This is a genomic window from Flavobacterium sp. KH_035 (assembly GCF_057839565.1).
This window is the reverse complement of record NZ_CM174492.1, coordinates 2012590-2038501: the sequence shown is the minus strand read 5'-3', so window position 1 is coordinate 2038501 and position 25912 is coordinate 2012590. Positions and strand designations below refer to the sequence as shown.

The window sequence follows — 25912 nt, the reverse complement described above, 5'->3', positions numbered from 1 at the left end:
TCGCAGTTTTCAGTTTTAACTGAGACTCATAAAAAGTTTATTTTTTTTACGCAGACTGTTAATTATCAGCGCAACGTTTTTCATAAATATTTGTAGCAAGGAATCGTCAAAAAGTCAACAAAATCGGGATTCACAACCAGTCTTTCCAATACTTTTTCTGCTAATGGAAATTGTTGTTTTTCATGTTTTTCTTCTCCTAATTCATTTTTAATTTTTTGAAATTCTTCTAAAGCCAATTCGTGATAATACGCCAAATCTAATTTTCGCCCATTATCCAAAACCACTTTATTCTGAAGCCATTGCCACAATTGTGATCTCGAAATTTCGGCTGTAGCAGCATCTTCCATCAGATTATGCAAAGCTGCGGCACCTTGTCCGTTCAGCCATGAAGCCAGATACAACACTCCAACATTAATATTTTTTCGAACACCGTTTTCCGTTATAATCCCTATTGGCGGTTCTATCAAATCTCCCTCTGTTATTTTACGATATTCTCTTTTAACATGAATTTGATTTGGCGTTGGCATTCCGGCATCAAAAACATTTTTAGCAAGCGAAACCAAATCCGGATGTGCTACCCAGGTTCCGTCATGACCATTTTTTACTTCACGTTCCTTGTCGGTTTTTACCTTTGCAAAAGCAACGACATTCGCTTCCTCATTATTCTTAATCGGAATTTGAGCAGCCATTCCTCCAATTGCATGAATACCGCGTTTGTGGCATCTTTGAATTACCAAATTCGAATAGGCATTCATAAAAGGTGAAGTCATATTTACCTGATCGCGATCCGGAACAATGAACTTAGGATGTTTGCGGAATTTTTTAATGTAAGAGAATATATAATCCCAACGGCCACAATTCAACCCGACAATATGTTCTTTCAATTCATAAATGATCTCATCCAGCTGAAAACTTGCTGTAATGGTTTCAATTAAAACCGTCACTTTTATTGTTCCTCTTTCTAACTTCAAATAATCTTCGGTAAAATCAATTACCGTATTCCACCAGCGTGCTTCCAGATAATGCTCTAATTTTGGAATATAGAAATAAGGTCCTGAGTTATTTTCTAAAAGCCTTTTGTGATTATGAAAAACATACAGCCCAAAATCTACCAATGAACCCGAAACCGCATTTCCATCAATCGAAAGGTGTTTTTCCGGCAAATGCAATCCACGAGGGCGCACTATCAATGTCGCAATCTTTTCATTTAAGTGATATGATTTGTGCTTAACCAAATCGGTAAAAGAAATCGTTTTATTGACAGCATCGATCAAATTCACTTGTCCGTCCATTAAATTTTGCCAGGTCGGAGAGGTACTATCTTCAAAATCTGCCATAAAAGTTTTGGCTCCGGAATTCAAAGCGTTGATAATCATTTTACGATCAACCGGCCCTGTGATCTCAACCCTACGATCCAATAAGTCTTTCGGAATTTCTCCTGCCACCCAATTACTTTCTCTGACGGTTTTGGTTTCTGAAGGAAAAGATGGCATGACTCCCTGATCAAAAGCTGCTTGTTTTTGTTCGCGCTGCAACAACAATAATTTTCGTTGCGATTCGAATTTTCGATGTAAATCGGTTATAAAAACAATCGCTTCTTCTGTCCAAATCTTTGGATAAGAAAGCTTCTTTTCGGCCAAAAACTCCATTGCCGTTTCGGTAATCTCTAATTGGTTTTTCATAGCTACTGCTTTTAATTAGTCATCAATTGTTGATCGTCTTCTGTTATTACAAAACAGCATTTACCATAACAATCTGACGGTTAATATTTTCTACACCACAATATTAGAAAAAAGTTTTTTACAAAACAAGCGAACGTTCGCTAAATTTAAAAAATATTTTTTTGGCGATTATTTTTAGATTACTTACATTTGATATTATGGATATCGAAAAAGACTATATAAAGCTGATTTTTGGGCTAAAACTCAAACAGGTCCGCACTCAGAAAAACCTTTCTCTTTTTGGTCTGGCCAAATTGACCAATCTTTCAAAATCGTATTTAAACGAGATTGAGAAAGGAAAAAAATATCCTAAAACAGATAAAATTTTACTTTTATGCGAGCATCTGGACGTTGCTTACGACCAAATGGTTTCGCTAAAACTCGATAATAACCTTGCCCCGATTGGAGAAATCTTAAAGTCGGGTATTTTAAAAGAAATTCCCCTCGAACTTTTTGGTATTCAGGAAGCAGATTTAATTGATATTATCGCCAATGCCCCCGCCAAGGTCAATGCGTTTATTAGTACCATTATCGAAATTGCACAGCATTACAATCTGAGCCGGGAGAGTTTTTTCTTAGCCGCTTTACGTTCCTATCAGGAAGCACACAGTAATTATTTTGAAGACTTAGAAGATAAAGTAATTGCTTTTTCTAAATCCTTTCAGATTAATTTAGATTCCAAGATTACGATTAAAGAACTGGAAGCGATTCTTAAAGAGGAATTTGATTATACTATAAAAGAAATTGCCTTTACCGATCAGGAAGCTTTAGAAGACCTACGTTCCATATACGTCCCAAAAAGTAAAACCCTGTTACTTTCAACAGAGATTGACGATCCGCAGAAAGCTTTCATTTTAGCCAAAGAAATTGCTTATAATTACCTGAATTTATCCGATCGTTTACTGACATTCAGCTGGATTAAGTTTGAAAACTTCGACCAGGTATTACATAATTTCTACGCCTCTTACTTTGCAGGTGCTTTATTATTACCGAGACAATTAATCGTAGGCAAAATCAATGACTTTTTAAATAACGAAAAACCAAATCCGGAAGAATTTGTAACGCTGATCGAAAGCTTTGAAGTTTCGCCGGAATCTTTTTACCAAAGATTGACCAATTTGCTTCCTAAAGACTTTCATCTGAAGAACTTATTCTTTTTAAGAATGTCACATAAAATTGGTTCTGATTTTTATCAGATCAAAAAAGAGTTGCACATTACCAATCAACAAGAACCGCATGCAAACGAAACCAACGAGCATTATTGCAGAAGATGGGTTTCTGTAAAAACGATAGACGAAGCCATCAAACAAAACAAACCACACTTTTTTGATGCTCAGATCTCAAGTTACGTGCATAGCGGAAATGAATATCTGGTTTTTTCGTCGGCCACAAAAGATCCTTTTATCAAAGACAACATACGTAGTATTTCAGTTGGTATTTTAATTAATCCAACCATGAAAAAGAAATTCAAATTCATCGAAGGAAAACCACTTGTAAAACGAATTGTAGGTGTCACCTGCGAAACCTGTGATGCAAAAGACTGCCTTGAAAGAGCTGCCCCGCCAATTGCACTTGAAAAGAAGAAACGCCACGAAAACACAGATGCCGTTGTGCAACAGTTTATTTCGCAATACAGTTAGACTCTCTTAGACTTCTTAGATTTTTAGACTCCTTAGATCTTTGGATTGTTAGATCCTCAGATTATTGGACTATTCTATTCTTAGAATGTTTAGATCATAAACACGAAAATCAATCCAATATCAGACGCCGCAAAAACCTTTGCACCTCTGAGCCTTTGCGCCTAAAAACCTTAGCAACTCAGAACCTCAGAACCTTTTCTTAATCTACATTAAGTGCTTTTCATGCATGTTGATCGTAAATTTGTACTATAAAAATAACAAAACAATTATCATCATGGAAAATATAATAGTACACAAAGCAGAAACAAGAGGAAATGCAAATCACGGATGGCTTAATGCTTATCACAGTTTTAGTTTTGCCAGCTGGTACAATCCGGAAAGAATTCAGTTTGGCGCACTTCGCGTTCTGAATGACGACACTATTGCAGGCGGAATGGGTTTTGGAACACACCCTCACGACAATATGGAAATTATAACAATTCCGTTAGAAGGCGATTTAGCACACAAAGACAGCATGGGAAATACTGAAATCATTAAAAATGGTGATATTCAGGTCATGAGTGCCGGAACCGGAATTCAACATAGCGAATTTAACCCAAATGCCGATCAGCAAACTAAGTTGTTGCAAATCTGGTTGTTTCCAAACAAAAGAAATGTAACTCCACGCTACCAACAAATTACTTTGGATGTTGCCGACAGACACAACAAATTGTCTCAGGTTTTATCTCCAAATCCTGATGATGAAGGAGTATGGATCCATCAAGACGCTTGGTTTCACATGGGAAATTTTGATGCCGGAATTGCTACAACCTACAAATTAAAAAAAGAAGGAAACGGAGTTTATGTTTTCATTTTAAAAGGAAATGTAACGATTAACGGCCAGGAATTAGACACTCGTGACGCAATGGGAATCTCTGATTTTGAAGCTTTAAACATCAAAGCAAATACTGCCGCCGAATTTCTGTTAATGGAAATTCCTATGAAATATTAATTCATAAAACGCAGCTTACGCATTTTTCAAAAGAAGCGATAACAACACTGGACAACAGCACGTTATCGCTTCTTTTTTTTCTTAAACCTCTAATAAAGCCAAAAAGAAATAGTAATTTTATTAGGTAAAAATTGGTCTGAATTTAAAAGAAAAATTAACCGCAAAAATTTTCAACCATGAATCCAAATAACCTTATCAAAGAATACACTAATGGAGAAGTTACCATTGTCTGGGAATCCGGAAAATGCATTCACTCTGCCAATTGCGTAAAAAACAATCCTGACGTCTTTCATCCAAAAGAGAAACCATGGATTCTTCCTGAACAATCTACCACTGAAAAAATAATACAGACAGTTCAAAAATGTCCTTCGGGAGCATTGACTTTTTATATGAACAGCAAAAGTTGAATGTTAGCATTATTTTTTTGCCACAGATTATATAGATTAAAAAGATTTTTTTTATGCATTCTGAATATACTAGTCAATGAAAATCTTTTAATCTGCAATAAAAAACAGAACTACCAATTTTTAATCTGAACGATAAAAAAATGTGATAATCAAAAAGTTATCACATTTTTTATTTCTTAATCTAGGTTAAGCCCCTTACCCTAACTGCCGCCGTAACTTTGTCCTATCAAAATGAAATTAATTATTTAAAAAATAAAATTATGGCAACTACAAAATGGTCAATTGACCCAACACATTCAGAAATCGGTTTTAAAGTTAAACATATGATGTTTACAAATGTTTCAGGTAAATTCGGAACTTACAATGCAACAATCAATACAGACGGAGACAACTTCGAGAATGCTGCTATCGAATTTTCAGGAGACATCACTTCTGTTGACACTGCAAATGCAGATAGAGACAATCACCTAAGAAGCAGCGATTTCTTTGATGCCGAAAATCATCCAAAACTGACATTTAAAGGTTCTTCTTTCAAAAAAATCAATGATGGAGCTTATGAATTAACCGGAGACTTAAACATCAAAGGTGTTTCGAAATCAGTAACTTTTCCGGTAGAATTTAGCGGAATTATGACTGATCCATGGGGAAACACAAAAGCAGGATTAAGCATCGAAGGAAAAATCAATCGTAAAGATTGGGGACTAAACTGGAACTCAGCTCTTGAAACAGGAGGTGTTTTAGTAGGCGAAGAAGTTCGTTTGAACATTGAATTACAATTTGCAAAACAAGCTTAATTCTTCAAAAATAGATTTAATTTGATTGGTTGTAAAATCCTGTGCTTTTTAAGTACAGGATTTTTTTGTTTGCCACGAATTCACGAATTTTTATTACACAAAGCTTAGAAAATAATTCGTGAATTCGTGGCCATAAAATCTCATCGTACTGTATTTCGAAATTCTGTAGGCGACATTCCGGTTTGTTTTTTGAAGAATCTAGAGAAATAAGAGTAATCTTCGTAACCCACTTTAAAGGCAACTTCATTAACTGCTAATTGCTTATCTATCAACATTCTTTTTATCTCCAAAATCACTCGATCCGTAATAACTTCTGTTGCGGTTTTTTGTAGAATTTCATTACAGATCCGATTTAGATGCTTTAAAGTGATACTTAGTTTCTCCGCATAAAAAGAGGGTAATTTCTCCTGTTTAAAATATTGTTCTAAAAGCATTTCGAACTTATCAATTTTTATATTATACGAATGCGCCTGATGCGAGTAAGTCTCATTGTACTTACGCGCAATTTCAATATGAATACAATCTAATAAATTCAGCATTTTATCGAGTTGGTACCTGTTGTCCTGAACACTCTCCTGAATTAACAAATCAAAATAAAGCCTGATTTTAAGAATTCCTTTTTCTTCAAAAACCATTTCCGGCCGATTGTGAATCGAATGGTAAAAATTATACTCGTTAATATTTTTCTGTCCGAAATATAAATTATACAATTCCTGTGAAAAAATAATCACAAAGCCTTCAATATCTTCAGATAAGCTCCAATGGTGCATTTGTCCGGGCTGCAACACAAACAAGCTTCCTTTTTTGATTTCGAACTGATCAAAATCAACTTCATGCTGTCCCGAGCCTTTCGTAAAAAACACCATAAGATACGAATCATGCCGGTGCGGCTCCTCTACAAAACTGTGACTTTTTAAATGCTCTTTGAAGGTATTGACATAAAAATCACGATGAATATCATTACAGCTAAAATTCTGAACACTATAAACCGGGTATTTTTTCATATATGTAGAATTTATTTTTTATTGGTCATACATGCGATCGCCCAATCATATTTTTCGTTTACAAATTCGTTTAAGGTAGGCGACGTCATAATAAATGTCTTTATTGTGCTATAAGTAGCGAAGATATAAAAAAGACTTTAATCCTACTCTGGACTACCTTTGTATAAATAAAAAACAACAAGATCATGTCAAGTGCATTAACTCATATTTTAAGCAACGAATGTCCTATTTGTCATAAAGGAAAAGTTTTTACAGATAAAAATATTTTTTTCACTTTTGGCCTTCCAAAGATGAACGAATTTTGCAGTCATTGTAATTATAAATTTCAAAAAGAACCTGGTTATTTCTTTGGCGCTATGTATGTAAACTACGGATTAACAGTCGCTCAGGGAATTGCAACGTATTGTATTGCACAATTTTTCTTCGAAAAAAACTTCGATTTAAGAATTATTCCAATTATTGCTGTCGTCATTACCCTGCTCACTTCTTTTAATCTTCGATTTTCAAGATTAGCATGGATTTACATGTTTAAAGATTATACGAAATAAAAAAATGCTATTTTTGCCTTTCAATTGAAACTAATTTTCAATTCAAAAAATTCAATCTTTAAATTAGACAAATGAAAGCATACGTATTTCCGGGTCAGGGCGCACAATTTACAGGAATGGGCAAGGACCTATATGAAACATCGGCTTTAGCCAAAGAATTGTTCGAAAAAGCTAATGAAATTTTAGGTTTTAGAATTACAGATATCATGTTTGAAGGTACTGCCGAAGAACTAAAAGAAACTAAAGTTACGCAACCGGCAGTATTTTTACATTCGGTTATTTTAGCAAAAACTTTAGGCGAAGATTTTAAACCTGAAATGGTTGCGGGACATTCTTTAGGAGAATTTTCAGCATTGGTTGCAAACGGAACTTTATCTTTTGAAGATGGTCTTAAATTAGTTTCTCAACGTGCTTTAGCTATGCAAAAAGCTTGTGAAATTACTCCATCAACAATGGCTGCGGTTTTAGGCTTAGCTGATAATATCGTTGAAGAAGTTTGTGCTTCTATTGACGGAATCGTTGTTGCAGCAAATTATAACTGTCCGGGACAATTGGTAATTTCAGGAGAAACTTCTGCAGTTGAAAAAGCTTGTGAAGCTATGAAAGCTGCCGGAGCAAAACGCGCTCTAATTTTACCTGTTGGAGGAGCATTCCACTCTCCGATGATGGAACCAGCAAGAGAAGAATTAGCTGCTGCAATTGAAGCAACTACATTCTCAACTCCAGTTTGCCCGGTTTACCAAAACGTAACCGCAAATGCTGTTTCTGATGCAAACGAAATCAAAAAGAACTTAATCATACAATTAACTGCTCCGGTAAGATGGACACAATCTGTTCAGCAAATGATCGCTGACGGCGCTACTTTATTTACTGAAGTTGGTCCAGGAAAAGTATTAGCAGGTTTGATCAACAAAATTGATAAAGAAGCGGTTACTGCGAATGCTTAAATTTTAGTATTTAGACTCAGTAACAGTTTCCAGTTACTCACTACATAAAAAAGATCCTCATGAACAGATTGTTTATGAGGATTTTTACTTTATAACGCCTTCGCTTCTAAACTATAATTATTTACAATCCGGTTATCAAATAATTTTGATTACTTTTTTCAAAGAAGATATACCAGGTTGTTCTGGCATTGGACCTATAAAAAACATAATTTGAACCTAAATATTCAATCGCTTTTGGTGTTTTCTTGTGAAAAGATTTTTTTATTCTTTCGGGAACTGCCTGATAAATACTTAGAAACATATTCTTCAGCAGATTCTATAAAACCGAAATATTCTTTTTTATACAATATTACAACTAAATCATCAAGATACTCGATCACAGAGGGCGTAAAACCAAATTCTATTTTCCCCACCATTCTCTAATCCTTCTGATTGATTCCGCTTTTGCTTCTTCCAACGTTAATCCTTTTGCAAACTCGGCATCAAAATCAAAAGTCACCCGATCGATACCTTTAAATTTAGTTTTTGAACTTCATATTCCACTCGAGGCTCTTCAACCTTATCATCCTTTTTATTGGGCTTCCCTTTCTTTATTATTCCTACAATTTAATCTTACAAATATACAGGATAAATTAATCCGAAAAGTAAAAATCCCAAACAACCTGAATAGATCATTTGGGACTTTTTATGTTTCGTTTTCGACTGAAAGATATTAAGAACGAACTTTCTGTTCCCATTTCCAGGCACTTGCCATGGCTTCATCTAAACTTAATTGTGCTTTCCAGCCCAAAACACTGTTTGCTTTATCTGTATTTGCATAGGCTTCGGTAATATCTCCTTCGCGACGCGGCATAATTTTATATGGCAGTTTTTTATCGCTTACTTTTTCAAAACTATGAATCACTTCCAAAACCGAACTTCCTTTTCCAGTTCCTAAATTGAACGTTTCTACTTTTTGTAAATTCTTTTTATTAAACAAACGCTGCAACGCAATTACATGCGCTTTCGCTAAATCTACCACATGAATATAATCACGTACTGCTGTTCCGTCCTGAGTTGGATAATCATCTCCAAAAACCGATAATTCCTGACGTAATCCTACTCCTGTTTGCGTAATAAAAGGCACTAAGTTTTGAGGAACGCCGATTGGCAACTCTCCAATTTCGGTTGTAGCATGAGCCCCAACCGGGTTAAAATAACGCAACAAAATGGCACTGATATTGGTAACTTTGGCCGTATCCGTAATAATCTCCTCCCCTATTTGCTTGGTATTTCCATAAGGAGAAATTGCCGCCTGTACCGGAGCATCCTCCGTAATTGGCATTTTTTCAGCCTGACCATAAACCGTACAAGATGAACTAAAAATAAAACTTGCCTCTGGTTTTTGCTGTAATTCCTGCAATAAATATACTAATGAAGCAATATTGTTTTCATAGTACAACAATGGATTCTCAACACTTTCTCCAACTGCTTTTGAAGCCGCAAAATGAATTACTCCTGTAACATCGCTATGTTTTTTAAAAAACTCCCGAACAGCTGCTTTTTCTCTTAAATCTAATTTTTCAAACAAAGGTGTCTTACCTGTAATGGCAGTGATTCCTTTTAAAACATCTTCTGTAGAATTGGAAAGATTATCGATAATTACTACTTCAAATCCTTCGTTTTGCAATTCGACTACAGTATGAGAACCGATAAATCCCAATCCTCCTGTTACTAGTACTTTCATTTTGTGGTTATTTTGTGTTGTTGTTTATTTGGTTTAATCTTTACTTATTTATTCAAAAATTCCAAAACAGAATCCGTTATAAATTTAATTTGCTCATCATCCAGTTCTGTATGCATTGGCAAAGCAATTACTTCTTTCACCAATTGGTTGGTTACTGGAAACTGCTCTTCTTTATAACGAGAATCGACATAAGCTTTTTGCGAATGCAATGGAATTGGATAATAAATAGCACAAGGAATTGCTTTATCCAATAAATGCTGCATCAAAGCATTACGATCTGCATCAATAATTCTCAATACATACTGATGAAAAACATGATCATTTTCATTTGCATCAAATTCAGGTGTAATAATATGTGCATTTCCGTCAAAAGCCGCATTGTATTTTATAGCCGCCAAACGACGTGCTGCATTGTACTCATCCAATAATGGCAATTTCGCATTCAAAACTCCTGCCTGAATACTATCCAAACGTGAATTTACACCTACAACATCATGATGGTAACGCTCGTACATTCCGTGATTTACGATTCCTCGGATGATGTGCGCTAATTTATCGTCATTAGTAAAAATTGCTCCTCCATCTCCATAACAACCTAAATTTTTAGATGGAAAAAACGAAGTAGCCGCTACATGACCAATTACCCCAACTTTGCTTTTTACTCCCGATTTAGAAATATAATCTGCTCCTATTGCCTGCGCATTGTCTTCGATTACATACAAATTGTGCTCGGCAGCAATTTCCATAATTGCATCCATGTTTGCTGCGCGTCCAAATAAATGTACCGGAACAATCGCTTTTGTTTTTGGCGTAATTGCTTTTTTGATTGCTTCGATATCGATGTTCATATTTACCACATCCACATCAACCAAAACAGGAGTTAATTGCAATAAAGCAATAACTTCAACTGTAGCTGCAAAAGTAAAATCGGCAGTAATCACCTCATCGCCCGGTTTCAAATCCAATCCCATCATGGCAATCTGCAAAGCATCTGTTCCATTTGCACACGGAATCACATGTTTTGCTCCCAGATAGTCTTCCAGATTTTTCTGGAACTGATGCACAAGAGGCCCATTAATATAAGTATTGGTATCCAAAACCTCCTGAATAGAGGCATCAACTGTAGTTTTTATTTTTTCGTATTGACTTTTTAGGTCAACCATTTGAATTTTTTTCATTTTCAATATATTTTAAAATTAAAGACTTGCATTTCATACAGCGTCTCTAAAAGGAGGAACAAAAATAGTTATTTAATACCTTCAAACCAATGAAAATAATCGAAAGAACCGTAATTTAGCCACAAAAACAAACAGATGCTTTTTCTCTATAATTTAGTTATTTCTATTGCTGGCTTTTTTCTGAAAATTGTAGCGCTTTTTAGTCCGAAAATTAAGCTTTTTGTCGAGGGACGCAAAAACGTTTTCAGTATTCTCGAAGAAAAAATAAAACCTTCAGACAAAACAATCTGGTTTCATTCCGCCTCCCTTGGCGAATACGAACAAGGCCTGCCGGTAATTGAAAAAATCAAAGAAAAATACCCCACTCATAAAATCATTATTACTTTTTTCTCTCCTTCCGGTTACGAAGTGCGCAAAAACAATACTGTTGCAGATATTACACTTTACCTTCCTCTGGACACCAAAAGCAATGCAAAAAAGTTTTTAAAATTAGCCCACCCCGAGCTGGCTTTTTTCATAAAATATGAATTCTGGCTGAACTATCTAAGCCAATTAGAAACTAGTCAGACTCCAACTTATTTGATTTCCGGAATTTTCAGAGACACTCAGATGTTCTTTAAATGGTATGGTGGTTTTTACAGAAAAGCTCTAAAAGCATTCACTTACTTTTTTGTTCAGAATAAAAGTTCAAAAGAAAAAATAGAACGTATCGGTTTTCACAATGTTGTGGTTTCAGGCGACACCCGCTTTGATCGCGTAAATGCTATTTTAGAAAGAGACAATACACTGGATTTTATAGAACAATTCAAAAACAATACTCCAACCATAGTTATAGGAAGCTCATGGCCTAAAGACGAAGCATTACTAGCTGAATATATCAATCAGGCAGGCGAAGATGTAAAATTCATCATTGCACCGCACAATATTAAAACCGATCAGATTGCAAGCCTAAAAGCGCAAATCACAAAATCAACTGTTTTATTCTCAGAAAAAAAAGACAAAGACCTATCCAGCTACAATGTCTTTATTATAGATACTATAGGATTACTCACTAAAATTTACAGTTATGGAACAATCGCCTATGTCGGAGGTGGTTTTGGAAACCCGGGAATCCACAACATTCTGGAACCCGCGACATTTGGAATTCCGATTGTGATTGGACCCAATTACTCCAATTTTGCCGAAGCTGTTCAACTGGTCAAACTTGGAGGATGTCTGGTAATCTCTAATCCTCTTGAACTAAAACAGAATCTGGATCGTTTGCTTCACAACAAAGAATACCTGGAAGAAAAAAGTGAGATTTGTAAATCGTATATTCAGGACAACAAAGGCGCTACCGACAGCATTATGAATATCGTTGCTTAACCGTTTTTTCAAATCACATGAAGTCTGACAACATTATTACACACAAAAGAGCTTATTTAAGCTCTTTTTGTTTTCCCCGATACAACTCTATAATACGTAAAAAACAAAACAAACCGCAACTAAGAGAACAAAAACCCCCAATTCTCTTATGGAATCTTCAACAAAAAATAAATTAGGCAAAACATACAACAATTTAACATATTTTTATTATTTTGGCACATTATTTGATAAATAAGATAATCGTGAGCAATGAAAATATTTTAAAAAAAAAATAAAAAAATATTTTACATATTAAAAAATTTATATCTTTGCCACGAATTAATAATTAACCTTTTATAATAAAGTAAGATGAAAAAAGTATTTTTAAGTTTAGCTGTTGTTGCTGTTTTAACTGTTGTATCTTGTAAAAAAGCTGACGCTGCAGCTACTGAAGCTGTAGACTCTACTGCTGTTGCTGTTGATTCTGCTGCTGCTGTAGTTGATTCTGCTGCTGCAACTGTTGATTCTGCTGCTGCTAAAGTTGACTCTGCTGCTGCTAAAGTAGAAGAAGTAAAAAAATAATTAGAACCTAAGTTCTAAAAATTTTAAAACCATCCTTGTGATGGTTTTTTTTATGCCAAAAATTTGACATAAAAAATTCCAATATGAAAAAAATCCAAATTCCAGCAATACATAGCGCATTATTAGAATTTGGATTTTTTTATATCAAAACTTCTCTTACCTACCCCTCTTCCTCAAAAACCACTTCATCTTCAAAAATCGACTCACTCGACGAGAAGTCCAAAATTTCCGATCTCGAAGCATAAGTAACAATCTCCTTAATCCCTTTTTGCAAAAGCAGTTCAGTAGTGTATTTTCGGCTCGTCGCGAAGTGAACCTCTCCCAACATCAACTTAAAAAAATACTTCCCTCCAGAGCCTTTAAATTTTAAAAACCTGGCCATTTCAATATTCATCTTAAATTTCTCAACATCCTCCTCACACTCAAACTTCAATTCATAACTCAGACTTGTAAATATCACTTTTCCCTTCCTCGAAGTAAACACGAATTTATATTCATCATTAAACCGCTTACTAATTACAAAGGCACCCATATATTATTTTAGATTTTAGATTGTTGATTTTAGATTCTTAGATTCTTAGATTCTTAGATTCTTAGATTCTTAGATTCTTTAAAAGAAATTCACTTCGTAAATTTCTTTTAAAGCGCGTGAGTTTACGCCATAAAAAAAGCCTCTTCAAAAGAAGAGGCTTTAGTACTCAGAGCGGGACTTGAACCCGCACGAACATTGCTGTTCACTGGATTTTAAGTCCAGCGTGTCTACCAATTTCACCATCCGAGCATTATTTGATATTGAGCGAAAAACGGGGCTCGAACCCGCGACCTCGACCTTGGCAAGGTCGCGCTCTACCAACTGAGCTATTTTCGCATTTCAAATTCTAATTAAGAACCACAATACTTGACTTGTTCTGTATTGCGAGTGCAAATTTAGGACATTTATTCAATTACACAAGCGTTTTTCGAAAAAAAAATCTACTTATTTTATAACTTTCTGATAACCTAAACTTTAAAAATGAAATTTATTTTCGAACCAACATCCTTTTAATCTCGTTCAGTTTCATCAATGCTTCAACCGGCGTAATCGCATTGATGTCAAGACCCAGAATTTCTTCTTTTATCTCTTCCAATAAGGGATCATCTAAGTTAAAGAAACTCATCTGCATTTCATCATTTTCAGACTTAATACCATTCAAAGCTTCACTTGAATGATTTTTCTCCAGTTTCTTCAATAACTTTTGCGCCTTCAAAATTACAATCTGAGGCATTCCGGCCATTTTTGCAACATGAATTCCAAAACTATGAGCACTTCCTCCTTTTACCAATTTACGAATGAAAAGAACATTATCTTTCAACTCTTTTACTGCAACATTATAATTCTGAATTCTAGGCAACGATTCCGTCATTTCGTTTAATTCGTGATAATGCGTTGCAAACAAGGTCTTAGGCCTTGATGGGTGTTCGTGTAAAAACTCAGCAATTGCCCAGGCAATCGAAATACCATCATAAGTACTGGTTCCCCGTCCTATTTCATCCAGAAGTACCAAACTACGATCCGAAATGTTATTCAAAATAGAAGCCGTCTCATTCATCTCAACCATAAAAGTAGATTCGCCCATCGAAATATTATCCGACGCTCCTACTCTGGTAAAAATTTTATCGACGATTCCCATTCTAACACTATCAGCCGGAACAAAACTTCCCATTTGAGCCAACAACACAATTAAAGCGGTTTGCCTTAAAATAGCAGATTTACCGGACATGTTCGGACCAGTAATCATAATAAGCTGCTGCGTCTCTCTGTCTAAATAAACATCATTAGCAATATAAGGAGTTCCAACCGGCAATTGTTTTTCAATAACAGGATGGCGTCCGTTTTTGATCTCCAATTCAAAAGTCTCATCGATCTCCGGACACACATATTGATTCTCTATAGCTAATTGCGTAAACGAACACAAACAATCCAACTGCGCTACCAAATTAGCATTCATTTGAACAGGTTTGATATAAGTTGCAATCCAGGCGACCAATTGCTCAAAAAGTTCCGATTCTATTTTATAGATTTTCTCTTCAGCTCCCAGAATTTTGATTTCGTATTCTTTTAACTCCTCTGTGATATAACGCTCTGCATTAACCAATGTCTGCTTACGAATCCACTCCAAAGGAACCTTATCTTTATGTGTATTTCTAACTTCAATATAATACCCAAAAACATTATTGAATGAAATTTTAAGTGAAGAGATTCCTGTACGCTCTGATTCTCTTTTTTCAATACCCTCCAGATATTCTTTTCCGGAAGTCGAAATAGCACGCAAATCATCCAGTTCTTCACTGATTCCTTTTGCTATGGCATTTCCTTTAGCCACAGCCACCGGCGCATCCTGATTTAAGGTGGTCCCGATTTTCTCTCTTAACAAATCGCAGGCATGCAAACTATCCCCAATTACCTTTACCGCTTCCTGCGGACTTTCGAGTGCCAATGTTTTTATTGGAATAATCGCATCCAGAGATTCCTTCAAATAAACAATCTCACGCGGCGAAACTTTCCCTGCTGCGATTTTAGAAATCAAACGCTCTAAATCCGAAATTTGCTTGATCTGGTATTGAATACTTTGCAAAACTTCAGAATTGGATTTTAAATATGAAACAACATCATGGCGCCCTTTTATTTTATTACCATCCTTCAAAGGCAAAGCCAACCAACGTTTCAACAAACGCCCTCCCATTGGCGAAAGCGTTCTGTCAATCACATCCAACAGGGTTACTGCATTTGGATTATAACTATGGTACAATTCTAAGTTTCTGATCGTAAAACGATCCATCCAGACATAAGCATCTTCGGCAATACGCTGAATAGCCGTAATATGCTGTACACGATTATGCTGTGTTTCTGACAGGTAATACAAAATTGCTCCGGAAGCAATGATTCCTTCTTTCAATTCTTCAACTCCGAAACCCTTTAAGGAAACGGTCTGAAAATGTTTCGTCAGGATTTCTAAAGCATAATCTTCCTTATAAATCCAGTCTTCTAAATAAAAACTATGAAAATCATCTCCAAAAGCAGCTTTAAAATCGCCCTTATTGTTTTTCGGAACCAAAACCTCGCTCGGGTTAAAATTCTGTAACAATTTATCGATATACTCGGCATTCCCCTGAGCCGTTAAAAACTCTCCTGTAGAAACATCCAGGAAGGAAACTCCGATATTTTTATTAGCAAAATAAACCGATGCTAAAAAGTTGTTTGATTTAGATTGTAAAACCTCATCGTTTAACGAAACTCCAGGAGTTACAAGTTCTGTTACACCACGTTTCACGATGGTTTTGGTCATTTTCGGATCTTCGAGCTGATCGCAGATAGCCACACGAAGTCCTGCTTTGACCAATTTTGGCAAATACGTATTAATAGAATGGTGCGGAAAACCAGCCAACGCAGTTTCTGTTTCAGAACCTGCACCTCTTTTGGTTAACGTTATTCCCAGAATTTTTGAGGCTCTAATAGCATCTTCTCCAAAGGTTTCATAGAAATCACCTACTCTGAAAAGCAAACATGCATCAGGATATTTTCTCTTGATCTCGTTGTATTGTTTCATTAAAGGTGTCTCTTTTACCACTTTCTCTTTCGCTGCCAAATTATTGTATTTTAAATGAAAAAATTAAGACAGCGAATTTATGATATTTTGGAGGAATATCGAAGTCGTTCAAAAATTAAAATATTTTAAGCTTTTTTTAAGTTGAGATATAAGAATTTTACATAGATTTGTCATAATTAAAAAAGACTCTAAAAGATGAAAAAAATAATTTTAATCGCTATGTTAGCTGTAGTTGGAATTACAGCTTCTAATGCTCAAAGCAGTAAAAAAGGTAAAGTTGCTAAAGTTGAAGGTGCAGGAATGGCTTTCGAAACAGAAACTATTGATTACGGAACTATCGCTCACAATGCAGATGGAAAACGTGAGTTTGTTTTTGTAAACAACGGAACTAAACCATTAATCATCACAAATACAACTGGATCTTGCGGTTGTACTGTACCAACAACTCCAAAAGAGCCAATCGCTCCGGGTGCTAAGGGTATCATTGGTGTAAAATATGCTACTGACAGAGTTGGTGCTTTTACAAAAACTGTAACTGTTACTTCTAATGCTGAAGGACAACCAACAAAAGTTCTTACTATTAAAGGTACTGTTTTACCAGATCCGGTAAAAAGCTAATCTGAAAAACAAAATAAAATAATTAAAAAAGCTTCCTTATCTTTGGAGGCTTTTTTTATGACCCGAATACAATCAATATGAGAAAACTTGAAAATAGCGAACTGGACCGAAAATCAATTGAAGACTTTAAGAGATCAGACAAAACGCCCTTAATTTTAGTCTTAGATGACATCCGCAGTCTGCACAATATTGGATCTGTGTTCAGAACCGCTGACGCTTTTTTAATCGAAAAAATAATCCTGTGTGGCATTACCGCTACTCCACCCAATAAAGAAATTCACAAAACAGCTCTTGGTGCTACCGAAACTGTAGCTTGGGAACATCACGAGAACGTCCTGGAGGTGATCGAAAATCTTAAAAAAGAAAACATACTAACTCTTGCCATCGAACAGGTTGAAAGCGCTATTTTTCTTCAGGATTTTAAAACAGAGAAAAATCAAAAATACGCATTGGTTTTTGGCAATGAAGTGTACGGTGTTGCTCAGGAAGCCGTTGCGCTTTGCGATGGCTGTATTGAAATTCCACAATTAGGCACCAAACACTCTTTAAACATTGCCGTAAGTGCCGGAATTGTTGTTTGGGATTTGTTTCAGAAATTAAACTGGCCGGAATAGATAATTCGACAATTAGAAAATCTGGGAATGTGGCAATTAGATAATTAAAAAATGAGATAATTGATCAATTTAGTAATTATCACATTGTCTAATTGACACATTATCTAATTAAAATCTTCCTCTGGATTTCGTCTAAAATGAAAAGGTAATCTTTGTGGTTTTTTACAAAATCACGATCTGAAACATCAATAATCAGCACGTTCAGATCGGTTTGGGATTTAATGTATTCCAAATAACCGTTATTGATTTTATCCAGATAACCTGCATCGATATTCTGCTCGTAATTCCGTCCCCGTTTCTTGATGTTTTGCAGCAACCTTTCCGAATTCTGATACAGATAAATATACAAATCAGGTTTTGGCATTTCTTTATAGATAATATCAAACAAATTTCGATACAAACGATATTCATCTTCTGCAAGGGTGATTTTAGCAAAAATCAAGGACTTAAAGATGTGATAATCGGCTACAATAAAATCTTTAAACAAATCAAACTGCGCCAGATCATCTGATAACTGCTGATAGCGGTCAGCCAGAAAAGACATTTCCAACGGAAAAGCATAGCGATTTTGGTCTTTGTAAAATTTAGGCAAAAAAGGATTGTCGGCAAAACGTTCTAAAACCATTTTTGCATTAAAGTCTTCGGCTATTTTTTGCACTAAAGTGGTTTTCCCTGCCCCAATATTTCCTTCGAAAGCAATGTAGTTGAAGTTCTCCAATGCAATTTCGCGTATCGGATTTTTCAATTCCTGAACTACTTCACAAACACTATCGTCAGCCGAGACTGCAATTAATTCTGTAATCGATTTTTGAAAAACAGGATGTTCCCAGTCTACACCTAAATCCTGCATAGGAAGCAGAACAAACTTTCTGTTTTGCATTAACGGATGTGGAATCTGCAATTTTTCAGACTCAATAACTTCATCATCATAAGTAATCAGATCAATGTCGATAATTCGGGACTGATACCCTTGTTCCTCAGATCTGATTCGGCCTAATTTTTTTTCTAATTTCAGAACCTGACTTAATACTTTTTGCGCCGATAAATAGGTGTGCAAAACCAATGCGCAATTATAAAAAGCATCACTTTCAAACCCCCAGGCAGGAGTTTCATACAGTTTTGAAACCCTGATTACAGTCCCCACTTCTTTATGTATCAAATCGATACACGTTTCGATGTTTATTAACCTGTTTCCCTGATTGCTGCCTATTGATAAAACGATTTGATGCTGTGACTTCATAATTAATGCAAATTAACTAAAACTATTTTAGAATTAACTACATTATTTGATTCAAGAGCTAGAAGTTTCCAACTATTTCAAACTCTTTCTTGTTCTCTTTGTTTTCTGAAACCCTCTTCAAAAATGTACTTAAATCGCTTGTTAAGGGTAGTTGGTTCTGGCTTTTCCAAAATTGTTCTGAGTAAGAAAATTTCACCTTAAAAATATCCTTATCCATCGACAAATTTGACTTTGCTTTTTCGGCAATAAAACTATTGGTTACAAAAAAATTAGTCGAATAATCGTAAAATGCTTTTACATTTTTTTCACTTACAAGTAATTCTACCCTAACATCCGATTTTGCGTTATTCAAATAATACTTATTGGTGCTGGCACTCTTCTTATAATTTGAAGTGGTTTTAAAACTGGTGGTTCGATATTCTACTTTGTCTTTTTTTTGAAATGGTACTTTTTCTCCATTATCATAAAGATCAAAATAGGTTTCTACAATAGCATAGTCATTCTTATTAATTATAAAATAGCCACTGGTTTTTTGTTCAATTGTATTTTCTGACTTTTTGATAAAACTAATTTTAAAAAAATCACCAGCTACATTTTTTTCCTTAGTAAGTTCGAAATCTTCCGTTTTGATAGAGATCATAGCATTTATATCAAATAATTTTTCGAAACTCTGAAATTCGAAATACACAAAATCAGCCTTATCTTTTATCCCAACTTTCCTCATATTCAAAATCTCAACTTCACATTTATTGTCAGGTTGTGTTTTTGACTTAAAGATGCTTTTTCTCGATACTTTACCATAAATATCCTGTAATCTTTCCAATTCATCATTTCGCTTCAAGACACATCGCAAGAAGAAGTTTTCATTGTAAGGTTCGAAGATATAATTCTCTTTCATTTTGGCATATACTTTTTTCATGATGGCCATTTCTTCTCCCACTACCACTTCATCAAGTTCAATTGTTTTACTTTGCAAAAAGATCGTATCCTGTTTGTTTATTTCGGCAAAGCTGAGTTTCAGATTTTCATATCCAATCAAGCTAAAATTTAATTCATTTTGATCGGAAATAAAAGAAAAAACACCTTCCTCATTTGTTATCGAGTTGTCTTTTTGATTGTAAACATTTACTTTCTCTAAGGGAAGCTTTGTCAGTTTATCGACCACTACTTTTTTGGTTTGCATCTTTTGAGCTTCGGCATAAAAACCAAAGAAAAAGAAAAGAGCTAAAAAGATCACTTTATCTTTCATAGTACAACAATTGTTTTCATCAAATATAAAATATTCTAAGTTCAAACAATATTTATCTTACTAAATATCTTATCTTTAATTTAATGCCCCAAAACATGGCAGTTACAGATATTTCATCAAATCCTGTATTCGAATTAATTTGTTTTTAGTTTACTTTTGTAACAAACCAACCTTTTTCGATACTTATTAAAAAAAATACACTTATGAAGTTTTTAGGAAATATAATAGCCACCGTTATTGGAATTTTTGTGTTTATTATCCTCTTCTTTTTTGGGGTAATTCTTATTGGAGCAATTTTTGGAGGAGACGACGCCGTTTCTGTCAAAAGTGATTCTGTGATAGAATTAAACTTAAAACAAATTCAAAACGATTATTCCGGAAAATACAAAGACCCTTGGGTAACTGTTTTCTCAGATAAAAAAGGCATCGGCCTAACAGATGTGATTAATGCCATAGAAGCTGCAAAAACAGATGATAATATTAAAGGGATTTCTATTTTAAATGATGAATCTTCTTTAGGTCTGGCACAATATAAAGATTTGAGAAATGCGCTTGAAAGTTTCAAAAAATCAGGGAAATTTGTATGGGCTTATGCCAATACCTACTCCCAAAAAGAATATTACCTGAATTCTGTAGCCAATACTATTTATTTGAATCCAGCAGGTGACTTAGACTTTAAAGGTCTTTCGTCTGAGGTGATGTTTTTCAAAGATTTTCAGGATAAATCAGGCATTCATATGGAAGTGATTCGTCACGGAAAGTATAAAAGTGCTGTTGAGCCTTTTCTTGAAAATAAGATGAGTGATGCCAACAGAGAACAAGTAACCGCACTTTTAAACTCGATCTGGACTACTGTTTCGACTGATATTTCAAAAAGCAGAAATATTCCGCTCCCTAAACTAAATGAAATCGCCAATGGTTTATTAGCGAGAACTCCGGAAATGGCAAAAGCCCAACATCTGGTTGATATTATTGCTTATGAGGACGTTTACCATAATGCAATCAAAAAAGCCCTTAAAGTTAAGGGAGATGACGATTACAACAAGATTTCTATTTTAGATTATACTCAAAATAACATTACAACTGCTTTGACCAATACAGCAACCGACCAGATTGCTATTATTTATGCTCAGGGCGAAATACAAGGCGGTGAAGGAGATGTTACTGTAATTGGTGAAGGCTCTATGAGACGTTCTTTGCAGGAAGCCCGCAAAAATGAAGATGTAAAAGCAATCGTTTTAAGAATCGACAGTCCGGGAGGAAGCGCCTTAACTTCTGATCTGATTTGGAGAGAAATTGAGATTACCAAAAAAGTAAAACCGATTGTCGTTTCTATGGGGAATTATGCCGCATCAGGCGGTTATTATATTGCCTGTAATGCTAACAAAATTTTTGCAGAAAGCAATACTATTACAGGTTCTATAGGCGTTTTTGGAATACTGCCAAATTTTAGTCCTTTAGCCAATAAACTAGGGATAAACACTGAGCAGGTAAAAACGCATGAAAACTCAGCAAATTACAGTCCGTTTGTACCTGTTGACGAAAAATTTAAAGCCTTTACTTTGGAAGGTGTAGAGCACATTTACAACACTTTTGTAACACATGTGGCGGAAGGCCGAAAAATGACGTTTGCTCAAGTAGATGCTATCGCACAAGGAAGAGTCTGGTCAGGAAGTGAAGCGTTAAAAATTGGATTAGTGGACCAAATTGGAGGTTTGAATGATGCGATTGCTGAAGCTGCGAAAATTGCAAAAATCAAAACGTATAGTACACAAAACTATCCTGAATACGAAAAAACATTCAACGACCTTCTTTCAAGTTTGCCTTTTGCACAATCAAAAGAAGCCTTTATTAAGGAAGAAATTGGAGAAGAAAACTATATGCTTATCGAGCAGGTAAAAAGGCTTCAGCAACAAAAAGGTGTTCAGGCGATGCTTCCTTTTGGAATAAATATTAAATAATTCCATTTTAAAAATGAAAAAATTATTTGTGCTTGCTGCTCTTCTGTTTTTGAGTTTTGTAGATGCCCAAAATAAAACGCAAGTTCCTTTTACAGAAACACCGATCGTTTTAAAAATCAACATCGATCAGCTTTTTGGTACGTTAACAATGCCTGATTTGAAAACAAAATGCCCGGTAGCCTTAATCATTTCGGGTTCGGGTCCTACGGATCGCAACGGAAATAATCCGATGATGAAAAACAATTCTCTAAAAATGCTGGCAGAAGCCCTGGCAAAAAACGGAATTGCCTCATTGCGATACGATAAAAGAGGAATTGGGGAAAGCAAACCATCAGCCATTTCAGAGCAAACTCTTGTATTTGAGAATTACACTGAAGATGCCAAAAGCTGGATCAATTTGTTAAAGCAAGACTATCGTTTCTCTCAAATCATTGTAATCGGACACAGCGAAGGCTCCTTAATTGGAATGATTGCCGGCGCAAAAGCCAATAAATTTATCTCCATTGCAGGGGCGGGAGAATCTGCTGACAAGTTAATCAAAACACAAATCGCCTCTAAATCAAACAAACAAATAGAGGAAATGACTTTCCCTATTATTGATAGCCTAAAAAGTGGCCATACTGTGAACAAAGTAGATCCAATGCTGAATTCTCTTTTTAGACCAAGCATTCAGCCCTATTTAATTTCATGGTTTAAATACAATCCAAAAACCGAAATCAAAAAGTTAAACATTCCTATTTTAATCGTTCAGGGAAATCAGGATTTACAAGTAACCGTAAAAGATGCTGAGCTTCTATCACAGGCCAATAAAAATGCGGAACTCCTGATCATTGATAAAATGAATCATATCATGAAAATTGTCGACGGAGACCATCAGACCAATCTCGAAAGTTATAAAAATGAAAGTTTACCTGTCTCAGAAATCATGATCGATAAGATTATTTCTTTCATTAAAAAATAATTCCAATCATAAAAAGCTTAAAAAACCGTTTGAATATATAATTCAGACGGTTTTTTGTTTTTAAGAAACAGGAGTATACTCTTATGTTTTACAAAAACTTTATATACGAACTCCACCAAAAAAAACTATTTTTGCAGCAATCAGTTAGCAATTTAACCCCTCAATTTATTTATATGTTAAAGAAAGTTTTAAAAATAACAGCCATAGTCCTTGTGGTCCTAGTAGCGGCCTTATTTGCCATTCCGTATTTCTTTAAAGATCAAATAAAAGCCAAAATTTCAGAAGCCATCAACGAAAGTGTTGACGCGAAAGTAAGTTTTACAGATGCCGATCTAAGTTTATTTAGAAACTTTCCGAACGCCACCGTGGGAATCGAAAAACTGGTGATTATCAACAAAGCTCCTTTTGAAGGAGACACCTTGGTTTCATTAGGCGAACTGAATTTAAAGATGAGCATTAAAGAACTTTTTAAAGGAAAAGACGAACCTTTAAACATACAGGGAGTCAGTTCTACAAATGGTCTGATTAATATTATTTTTAACAAAGATGGTGTTGGCAATTTTGATATTGCCCTAAAAAACAAAGAAAAAGAAGTGAAAGACGATAAAAGTAAACCACTTTCGCTAAAAATTCAAAATTATAAAATTGAACAGTTTACTTTCAGGTACATTGATCAGAGATCTAAAATAAAAATGGTAATTGACAGCCTAAACCATGAAGGAACAGGCGATTTTACCAACTCAAAATTAGATTTGACTACAAAGTCTACCGCCAACGTTTCTTTGGATATGGACAAAGTCAATTACATGAAAAATGTAAAACTGACTTTAGACGCTGTCTTAGGAATTGACCTTGAAAAAAGCAAATATACTTTTAAAGAGAATAAAGCTTTAATCAATCAGCTGCCTTTAGAGTTTGACGGATTTATTCAGATGGCAGATGCCGGACAGATTTATGATCTAAAGTTTAAAACTCCAACTTCGGCATTTACAAACTTCTTAGGACTGATCCCTTCGGCTTACGCCGCAAGTCTGGATGGTGTAAAGACTACCGGAGATTTTACAGTTGCCGGTTTTGCCAAAGGAGAATTGACAGATACTACGGTTCCTAAATTTAATATTGCTATTGCTTCGAACAACGCTTCGTTTCAATATCCAAACCTGCCTAAATCAGTTCAGAATATTGTAATTGATACAAAAATTATTAACGAAACGGGGATTCTGAATGATACTTATGTAAATCTGGATAAACTCTCCTTCCGAATCGATCAGGATGTTTTTAACGCCAAAGCCAACATCAAAAACATAACACAAAATCCTATGGTAAACGCAGCTTTAAAAGGGACGATCAACTTGTCGAATCTTTCTAAAGCGTACCCCATTAAAATGGACAAACCTCTTGCAGGTATTTTAAAAGCCGATGTTACCACACAATTTGATATGGCTTCTGTTGAAAAAAGCCAATATCAGAATATTAAAAACTCTGGAACAATGAGTTTGTCAGGATTTAAATATACGGACGAGAACAACAAATCGATGAACATTAGCACAGCATTGGTTGAGTTTAATCCGAGTACAATAAACCTAAAGAAATTTGATGCTACGACCGGAAAAAGTGACTTAAGTATTAATGGTGTACTGGAAAACTTCTATGGTTTTATGTTCAAAAAACAAGAACTGAGAGGGAATTTCAATATGAGTTCAAACCAGTTAGCGGTTGATGATTTTATGACTTCGGGAACGGCTGCAACAGAGAAAACGGCTGCAAAACCATCTGAGGCTATGAAGATTCCTGCTTTTTTAAATTGTACTTTAAATGCCAAAGCCACTACGGTATTATACGACAATCTAAAACTAAAAGACGTTTCGGGCAGGTTGATTGTTAAGGATGAAAAAGCAACTTTAGAAAACTTTAAAACATCGATTTTTGGCGGAACAATTGGTCTTAACGGAGCTGTTTCTACCAAAACAAAGGTACCTACTTTTGATATGAATTTAGGCTTCAATCAGGTGGATATTGCGCAAACTTTTACGCAATTAGACATGATGAAAAAAATTGCTCCTTTGGCCGGAATCATCAACGGAAAATTAAATTCGACTATAAAATTAAACGGAAACTTAAACGACAAAGAGTTAACTCCGGACTTAAAATCGATTTCAGGAGATTTGATCGGTCAGTTGCTTTCGACTACTGTAAATTCTAAAAACTCAACGGTTTTAAATGCCTTAACTTCTAACCTGAAATTTATTGATCCGAATAAAATAAATCTGAATGATATTAAAGCAGCCCTAACGTTTGATAACGGAAAAGTGAGCGTAAAACCATTTGACATCAAATATCAGGACATTAAGATTACAGTTGGTGGAACGCATGGTTTTGACCAAACGATGAATTACAATTTAAAATTAGACGTTCCTGCAAAATATTTAGGAAATGAAGCCAATGCTTTCCTTGCAAAAATGTCTCCTGCGGATGCTGCAAAACTGCAAAACATTCCGATAAATGCTATTGTTAGCGGTAATTTTTCGAATCCAAAAATAACAACGGATATGAAAAGTGCAGTGACGAGTCTGGCGACACAAGTTGCGAATCAACAAAGAGACAAACTGACTCAAAAAGGAACTTCAGCCCTTAATGATTTTATCAATAAAAATACAAAGGCAAAAGACACCACAAAAGCAGCTGCAACCGAAAAAGAGCAGAAAACTCAGGAAGTTACTAAAAAAGCCAGTGACTTAATAAATGGCTTATTTAAGAAGAAAAACTAAATAAAAAAAGGCATCTACGGATGCCTTTTTTG

General features: G+C 35.1%; 22 protein-coding genes and 2 tRNA genes. 13 read left to right on the top strand and 11 right to left on the bottom strand.

Going from position 1 to position 25912, the window contains the following annotated elements:
• Window positions 1–80 precede the first annotated feature (80 nt).
• Window positions 81–1682 (bottom strand): malate synthase A, encoded by a 1602-nt coding sequence (aceB, locus tag AC3IS6_RS08810; protein ID WP_489164533.1) that lies wholly within the window; start codon window positions 1680–1682, stop codon window positions 81–83.
• A gap of 197 nt (window positions 1683–1879) precedes the next feature.
• On the opposite strand from aceB, the gene AC3IS6_RS08805 reads away from it, so the two are divergent.
• The 4 genes from AC3IS6_RS08805 to AC3IS6_RS08790 all read left to right on the top strand — a co-directional run bounded on the left by AC3IS6_RS08805 (window position 1880) and on the right by AC3IS6_RS08790 (window position 5553).
• Complete coding sequence (locus tag AC3IS6_RS08805) at window positions 1880–3361, top strand: helix-turn-helix domain-containing protein (RefSeq protein WP_489164532.1); 1482 nt, start codon at window positions 1880–1882, stop codon at window positions 3359–3361.
• Window positions 3362–3635: 274 nt separating this feature from the next.
• Window positions 3636–4352: a pirin family protein gene (locus tag AC3IS6_RS08800; protein ID WP_489164531.1), complete on the top strand. Its 717-nt coding sequence runs from the start codon at window positions 3636–3638 to the stop codon at window positions 4350–4352.
• Between the two features lie 176 nt (window positions 4353–4528).
• Entirely contained in the window at window positions 4529–4759 is a 231-nt protein-coding gene (locus AC3IS6_RS08795) for a (4Fe-4S)-binding protein (RefSeq protein WP_489164530.1), read from the top strand.
• Window positions 4760–5019: 260 nt separating this feature from the next.
• The gene (locus AC3IS6_RS08790; RefSeq protein ID WP_489164529.1) at window positions 5020–5553 is read left to right on the top strand and encodes a YceI family protein; all 534 of its coding nucleotides are present in this window, start codon (window positions 5020–5022) and stop codon (window positions 5551–5553) included.
• A 140-nt stretch (window positions 5554–5693) separates the two neighbouring features.
• On the opposite strand, the gene AC3IS6_RS08785 is transcribed toward AC3IS6_RS08790, so the two are convergent.
• Window positions 5694–6557, bottom strand: coding sequence for a helix-turn-helix domain-containing protein (locus AC3IS6_RS08785; RefSeq protein ID WP_173965491.1), 864 nt, complete (start codon window positions 6555–6557; stop codon window positions 5694–5696).
• A 185-nt stretch (window positions 6558–6742) separates the two neighbouring features.
• Between AC3IS6_RS08785 and AC3IS6_RS08780 the strand changes: the two genes are divergently transcribed.
• Entirely contained in the window at window positions 6743–7105 is a 363-nt protein-coding gene (locus AC3IS6_RS08780; protein ID WP_017497770.1) for a hypothetical protein, read from the top strand.
• A 71-nt stretch (window positions 7106–7176) separates the two neighbouring features.
• Complete coding sequence (gene fabD / locus AC3IS6_RS08775) at window positions 7177–8052, top strand: ACP S-malonyltransferase (protein WP_173965489.1); 876 nt, start codon at window positions 7177–7179, stop codon at window positions 8050–8052.
• 224 nt (window positions 8053–8276) lie between these two features.
• On the opposite strand, the gene AC3IS6_RS08770 is transcribed toward fabD, so the two are convergent.
• From AC3IS6_RS08770 to AC3IS6_RS08760, 3 genes are all read right to left on the bottom strand, one after another.
• Window positions 8277–8468 carry a hypothetical protein gene (locus AC3IS6_RS08770; protein WP_489164528.1) on the bottom strand — a complete coding sequence of 64 codons (192 nt, stop codon included), beginning with the start codon at window positions 8466–8468 and terminating at the stop codon, window positions 8277–8279.
• A gap of 296 nt (window positions 8469–8764) precedes the next feature.
• On the bottom strand, window positions 8765–9778 hold the full coding sequence (gene galE, locus AC3IS6_RS08765) for a UDP-glucose 4-epimerase GalE (RefSeq protein WP_173965486.1): 1014 nt from the start codon (window positions 9776–9778) through the stop codon (window positions 8765–8767).
• A 44-nt stretch (window positions 9779–9822) separates the two neighbouring features.
• The gene (locus AC3IS6_RS08760; RefSeq protein ID WP_489164527.1) at window positions 9823–10956 is read right to left on the bottom strand and encodes a DegT/DnrJ/EryC1/StrS family aminotransferase; all 1134 of its coding nucleotides are present in this window, start codon (window positions 10954–10956) and stop codon (window positions 9823–9825) included.
• A gap of 135 nt (window positions 10957–11091) precedes the next feature.
• On the opposite strand from AC3IS6_RS08760, the gene AC3IS6_RS08755 reads away from it, so the two are divergent.
• Complete coding sequence (locus AC3IS6_RS08755) at window positions 11092–12321, top strand: 3-deoxy-D-manno-octulosonic acid transferase (protein WP_489164526.1); 1230 nt, start codon at window positions 11092–11094, stop codon at window positions 12319–12321.
• Between the two features lie 348 nt (window positions 12322–12669).
• Window positions 12670–12882, top strand: a complete 213-nt coding sequence (locus AC3IS6_RS08750) for a PG1828 family lipoprotein (protein WP_041517585.1) — start codon at window positions 12670–12672, stop codon at window positions 12880–12882.
• Window positions 12883–13042: 160 nt separating this feature from the next.
• Here the strand turns inward: AC3IS6_RS08750 and AC3IS6_RS08745 are convergent, their stop codons facing one another.
• The 4 genes from AC3IS6_RS08745 to mutS all read right to left on the bottom strand — a co-directional run bounded on the left by AC3IS6_RS08745 (window position 13043) and on the right by mutS (window position 16508).
• Window positions 13043–13414: a DUF1508 domain-containing protein gene (locus AC3IS6_RS08745; protein WP_489164525.1), complete on the bottom strand. Its 372-nt coding sequence runs from the start codon at window positions 13412–13414 to the stop codon at window positions 13043–13045.
• Between the two features lie 163 nt (window positions 13415–13577).
• A tRNA-Leu gene (locus tag AC3IS6_RS08740) sits at window positions 13578–13663 on the bottom strand.
• 14 nt (window positions 13664–13677) lie between these two features.
• A tRNA-Gly gene (locus AC3IS6_RS08735) sits at window positions 13678–13750 on the bottom strand.
• A 151-nt stretch (window positions 13751–13901) separates the two neighbouring features.
• Entirely contained in the window at window positions 13902–16508 is a 2607-nt protein-coding gene (mutS, locus tag AC3IS6_RS08730; protein ID WP_489164524.1) for a DNA mismatch repair protein MutS, read from the bottom strand.
• A 156-nt stretch (window positions 16509–16664) separates the two neighbouring features.
• On the opposite strand from mutS, the gene AC3IS6_RS08725 reads away from it, so the two are divergent.
• Both AC3IS6_RS08725 and AC3IS6_RS08720 read left to right on the top strand, forming a co-directional pair.
• Window positions 16665–17087 (top strand): DUF1573 domain-containing protein, encoded by a 423-nt coding sequence (locus tag AC3IS6_RS08725; protein ID WP_489164523.1) that lies wholly within the window; start codon window positions 16665–16667, stop codon window positions 17085–17087.
• Between the two features lie 77 nt (window positions 17088–17164).
• The gene (locus AC3IS6_RS08720; protein WP_489164522.1) at window positions 17165–17701 is read left to right on the top strand and encodes an RNA methyltransferase; all 537 of its coding nucleotides are present in this window, start codon (window positions 17165–17167) and stop codon (window positions 17699–17701) included.
• Window positions 17702–17801: 100 nt separating this feature from the next.
• On the opposite strand, the gene folK is transcribed toward AC3IS6_RS08720, so the two are convergent.
• Both folK and AC3IS6_RS08710 read right to left on the bottom strand, forming a co-directional pair.
• Window positions 17802–18941 carry a 2-amino-4-hydroxy-6-hydroxymethyldihydropteridine diphosphokinase gene (gene folK, locus AC3IS6_RS08715; protein WP_489164521.1) on the bottom strand — a complete coding sequence of 380 codons (1140 nt, stop codon included), beginning with the start codon at window positions 18939–18941 and terminating at the stop codon, window positions 17802–17804.
• A gap of 58 nt (window positions 18942–18999) precedes the next feature.
• Window positions 19000–20190, bottom strand: coding sequence for a carboxypeptidase-like regulatory domain-containing protein (locus tag AC3IS6_RS08710; protein WP_489164520.1), 1191 nt, complete (start codon window positions 20188–20190; stop codon window positions 19000–19002).
• A 203-nt stretch (window positions 20191–20393) separates the two neighbouring features.
• Between AC3IS6_RS08710 and sppA the strand changes: the two genes are divergently transcribed.
• The 3 genes from sppA (at window position 20394) to AC3IS6_RS08695 (ending at window position 25880) form a co-directional block, all read left to right on the top strand.
• Window positions 20394–22151 carry a signal peptide peptidase SppA gene (sppA, locus tag AC3IS6_RS08705; protein WP_489164519.1) on the top strand — a complete coding sequence of 586 codons (1758 nt, stop codon included), beginning with the start codon at window positions 20394–20396 and terminating at the stop codon, window positions 22149–22151.
• Window positions 22152–22164: 13 nt separating this feature from the next.
• Window positions 22165–23112 (top strand): alpha/beta hydrolase, encoded by a 948-nt coding sequence (locus AC3IS6_RS08700; RefSeq protein WP_489164518.1) that lies wholly within the window; start codon window positions 22165–22167, stop codon window positions 23110–23112.
• 173 nt (window positions 23113–23285) lie between these two features.
• Window positions 23286–25880 (top strand): AsmA family protein, encoded by a 2595-nt coding sequence (locus AC3IS6_RS08695; RefSeq protein ID WP_489164517.1) that lies wholly within the window; start codon window positions 23286–23288, stop codon window positions 25878–25880.
• Window positions 25881–25912 lie beyond the last annotated feature (32 nt).

What these genes read in the sequence shown, in the direction of transcription:
- AC3IS6_RS08725 (WP_489164523.1), top strand. Translation starts at nt 16,665, where the DNA reads ATGAAAAAAATAATTTTAATCGCTATGTTAGCTGTAGTTGGAATTACA.
- AC3IS6_RS08785 (WP_173965491.1), bottom strand. Translation starts at nt 6,557, where the DNA reads ATGAAAAAATACCCGGTTTATAGTGTTCAGAATTTTAGCTGTAATGAT.
- AC3IS6_RS08780 (WP_017497770.1), top strand. Translation starts at nt 6,743, where the DNA reads ATGTCAAGTGCATTAACTCATATTTTAAGCAACGAATGTCCTATTTGT.
- fabD (WP_173965489.1), top strand. Translation starts at nt 7,177, where the DNA reads ATGAAAGCATACGTATTTCCGGGTCAGGGCGCACAATTTACAGGAATG.
- AC3IS6_RS08800 (WP_489164531.1), top strand. Translation starts at nt 3,636, where the DNA reads ATGGAAAATATAATAGTACACAAAGCAGAAACAAGAGGAAATGCAAAT.
- AC3IS6_RS08695 (WP_489164517.1), top strand. Translation starts at nt 23,286, where the DNA reads ATGTTAAAGAAAGTTTTAAAAATAACAGCCATAGTCCTTGTGGTCCTA.
- AC3IS6_RS08795 (WP_489164530.1), top strand. Translation starts at nt 4,529, where the DNA reads ATGAATCCAAATAACCTTATCAAAGAATACACTAATGGAGAAGTTACC.
- AC3IS6_RS08710 (WP_489164520.1), bottom strand. Translation starts at nt 20,190, where the DNA reads ATGAAAGATAAAGTGATCTTTTTAGCTCTTTTCTTTTTCTTTGGTTTT.
- AC3IS6_RS08760 (WP_489164527.1), bottom strand. Translation starts at nt 10,956, where the DNA reads ATGAAAAAAATTCAAATGGTTGACCTAAAAAGTCAATACGAAAAAATA.
- aceB (WP_489164533.1), bottom strand. Translation starts at nt 1,682, where the DNA reads ATGAAAAACCAATTAGAGATTACCGAAACGGCAATGGAGTTTTTGGCC.
- AC3IS6_RS08700 (WP_489164518.1), top strand. Translation starts at nt 22,165, where the DNA reads ATGAAAAAATTATTTGTGCTTGCTGCTCTTCTGTTTTTGAGTTTTGTA.
- AC3IS6_RS08745 (WP_489164525.1), bottom strand. Translation starts at nt 13,414, where the DNA reads ATGGGTGCCTTTGTAATTAGTAAGCGGTTTAATGATGAATATAAATTC.
- AC3IS6_RS08750 (WP_041517585.1), top strand. Translation starts at nt 12,670, where the DNA reads ATGAAAAAAGTATTTTTAAGTTTAGCTGTTGTTGCTGTTTTAACTGTT.
- AC3IS6_RS08755 (WP_489164526.1), top strand. Translation starts at nt 11,092, where the DNA reads ATGCTTTTTCTCTATAATTTAGTTATTTCTATTGCTGGCTTTTTTCTG.
- AC3IS6_RS08790 (WP_489164529.1), top strand. Translation starts at nt 5,020, where the DNA reads ATGGCAACTACAAAATGGTCAATTGACCCAACACATTCAGAAATCGGT.
- sppA (WP_489164519.1), top strand. Translation starts at nt 20,394, where the DNA reads ATGAAGTTTTTAGGAAATATAATAGCCACCGTTATTGGAATTTTTGTG.
- AC3IS6_RS08720 (WP_489164522.1), top strand. Translation starts at nt 17,165, where the DNA reads ATGAGAAAACTTGAAAATAGCGAACTGGACCGAAAATCAATTGAAGAC.
- AC3IS6_RS08770 (WP_489164528.1), bottom strand. Translation starts at nt 8,468, where the DNA reads ATGGTGGGGAAAATAGAATTTGGTTTTACGCCCTCTGTGATCGAGTAT.
- AC3IS6_RS08805 (WP_489164532.1), top strand. Translation starts at nt 1,880, where the DNA reads ATGGATATCGAAAAAGACTATATAAAGCTGATTTTTGGGCTAAAACTC.
- folK (WP_489164521.1), bottom strand. Translation starts at nt 18,941, where the DNA reads ATGAAGTCACAGCATCAAATCGTTTTATCAATAGGCAGCAATCAGGGA.
- galE (WP_173965486.1), bottom strand. Translation starts at nt 9,778, where the DNA reads ATGAAAGTACTAGTAACAGGAGGATTGGGATTTATCGGTTCTCATACT.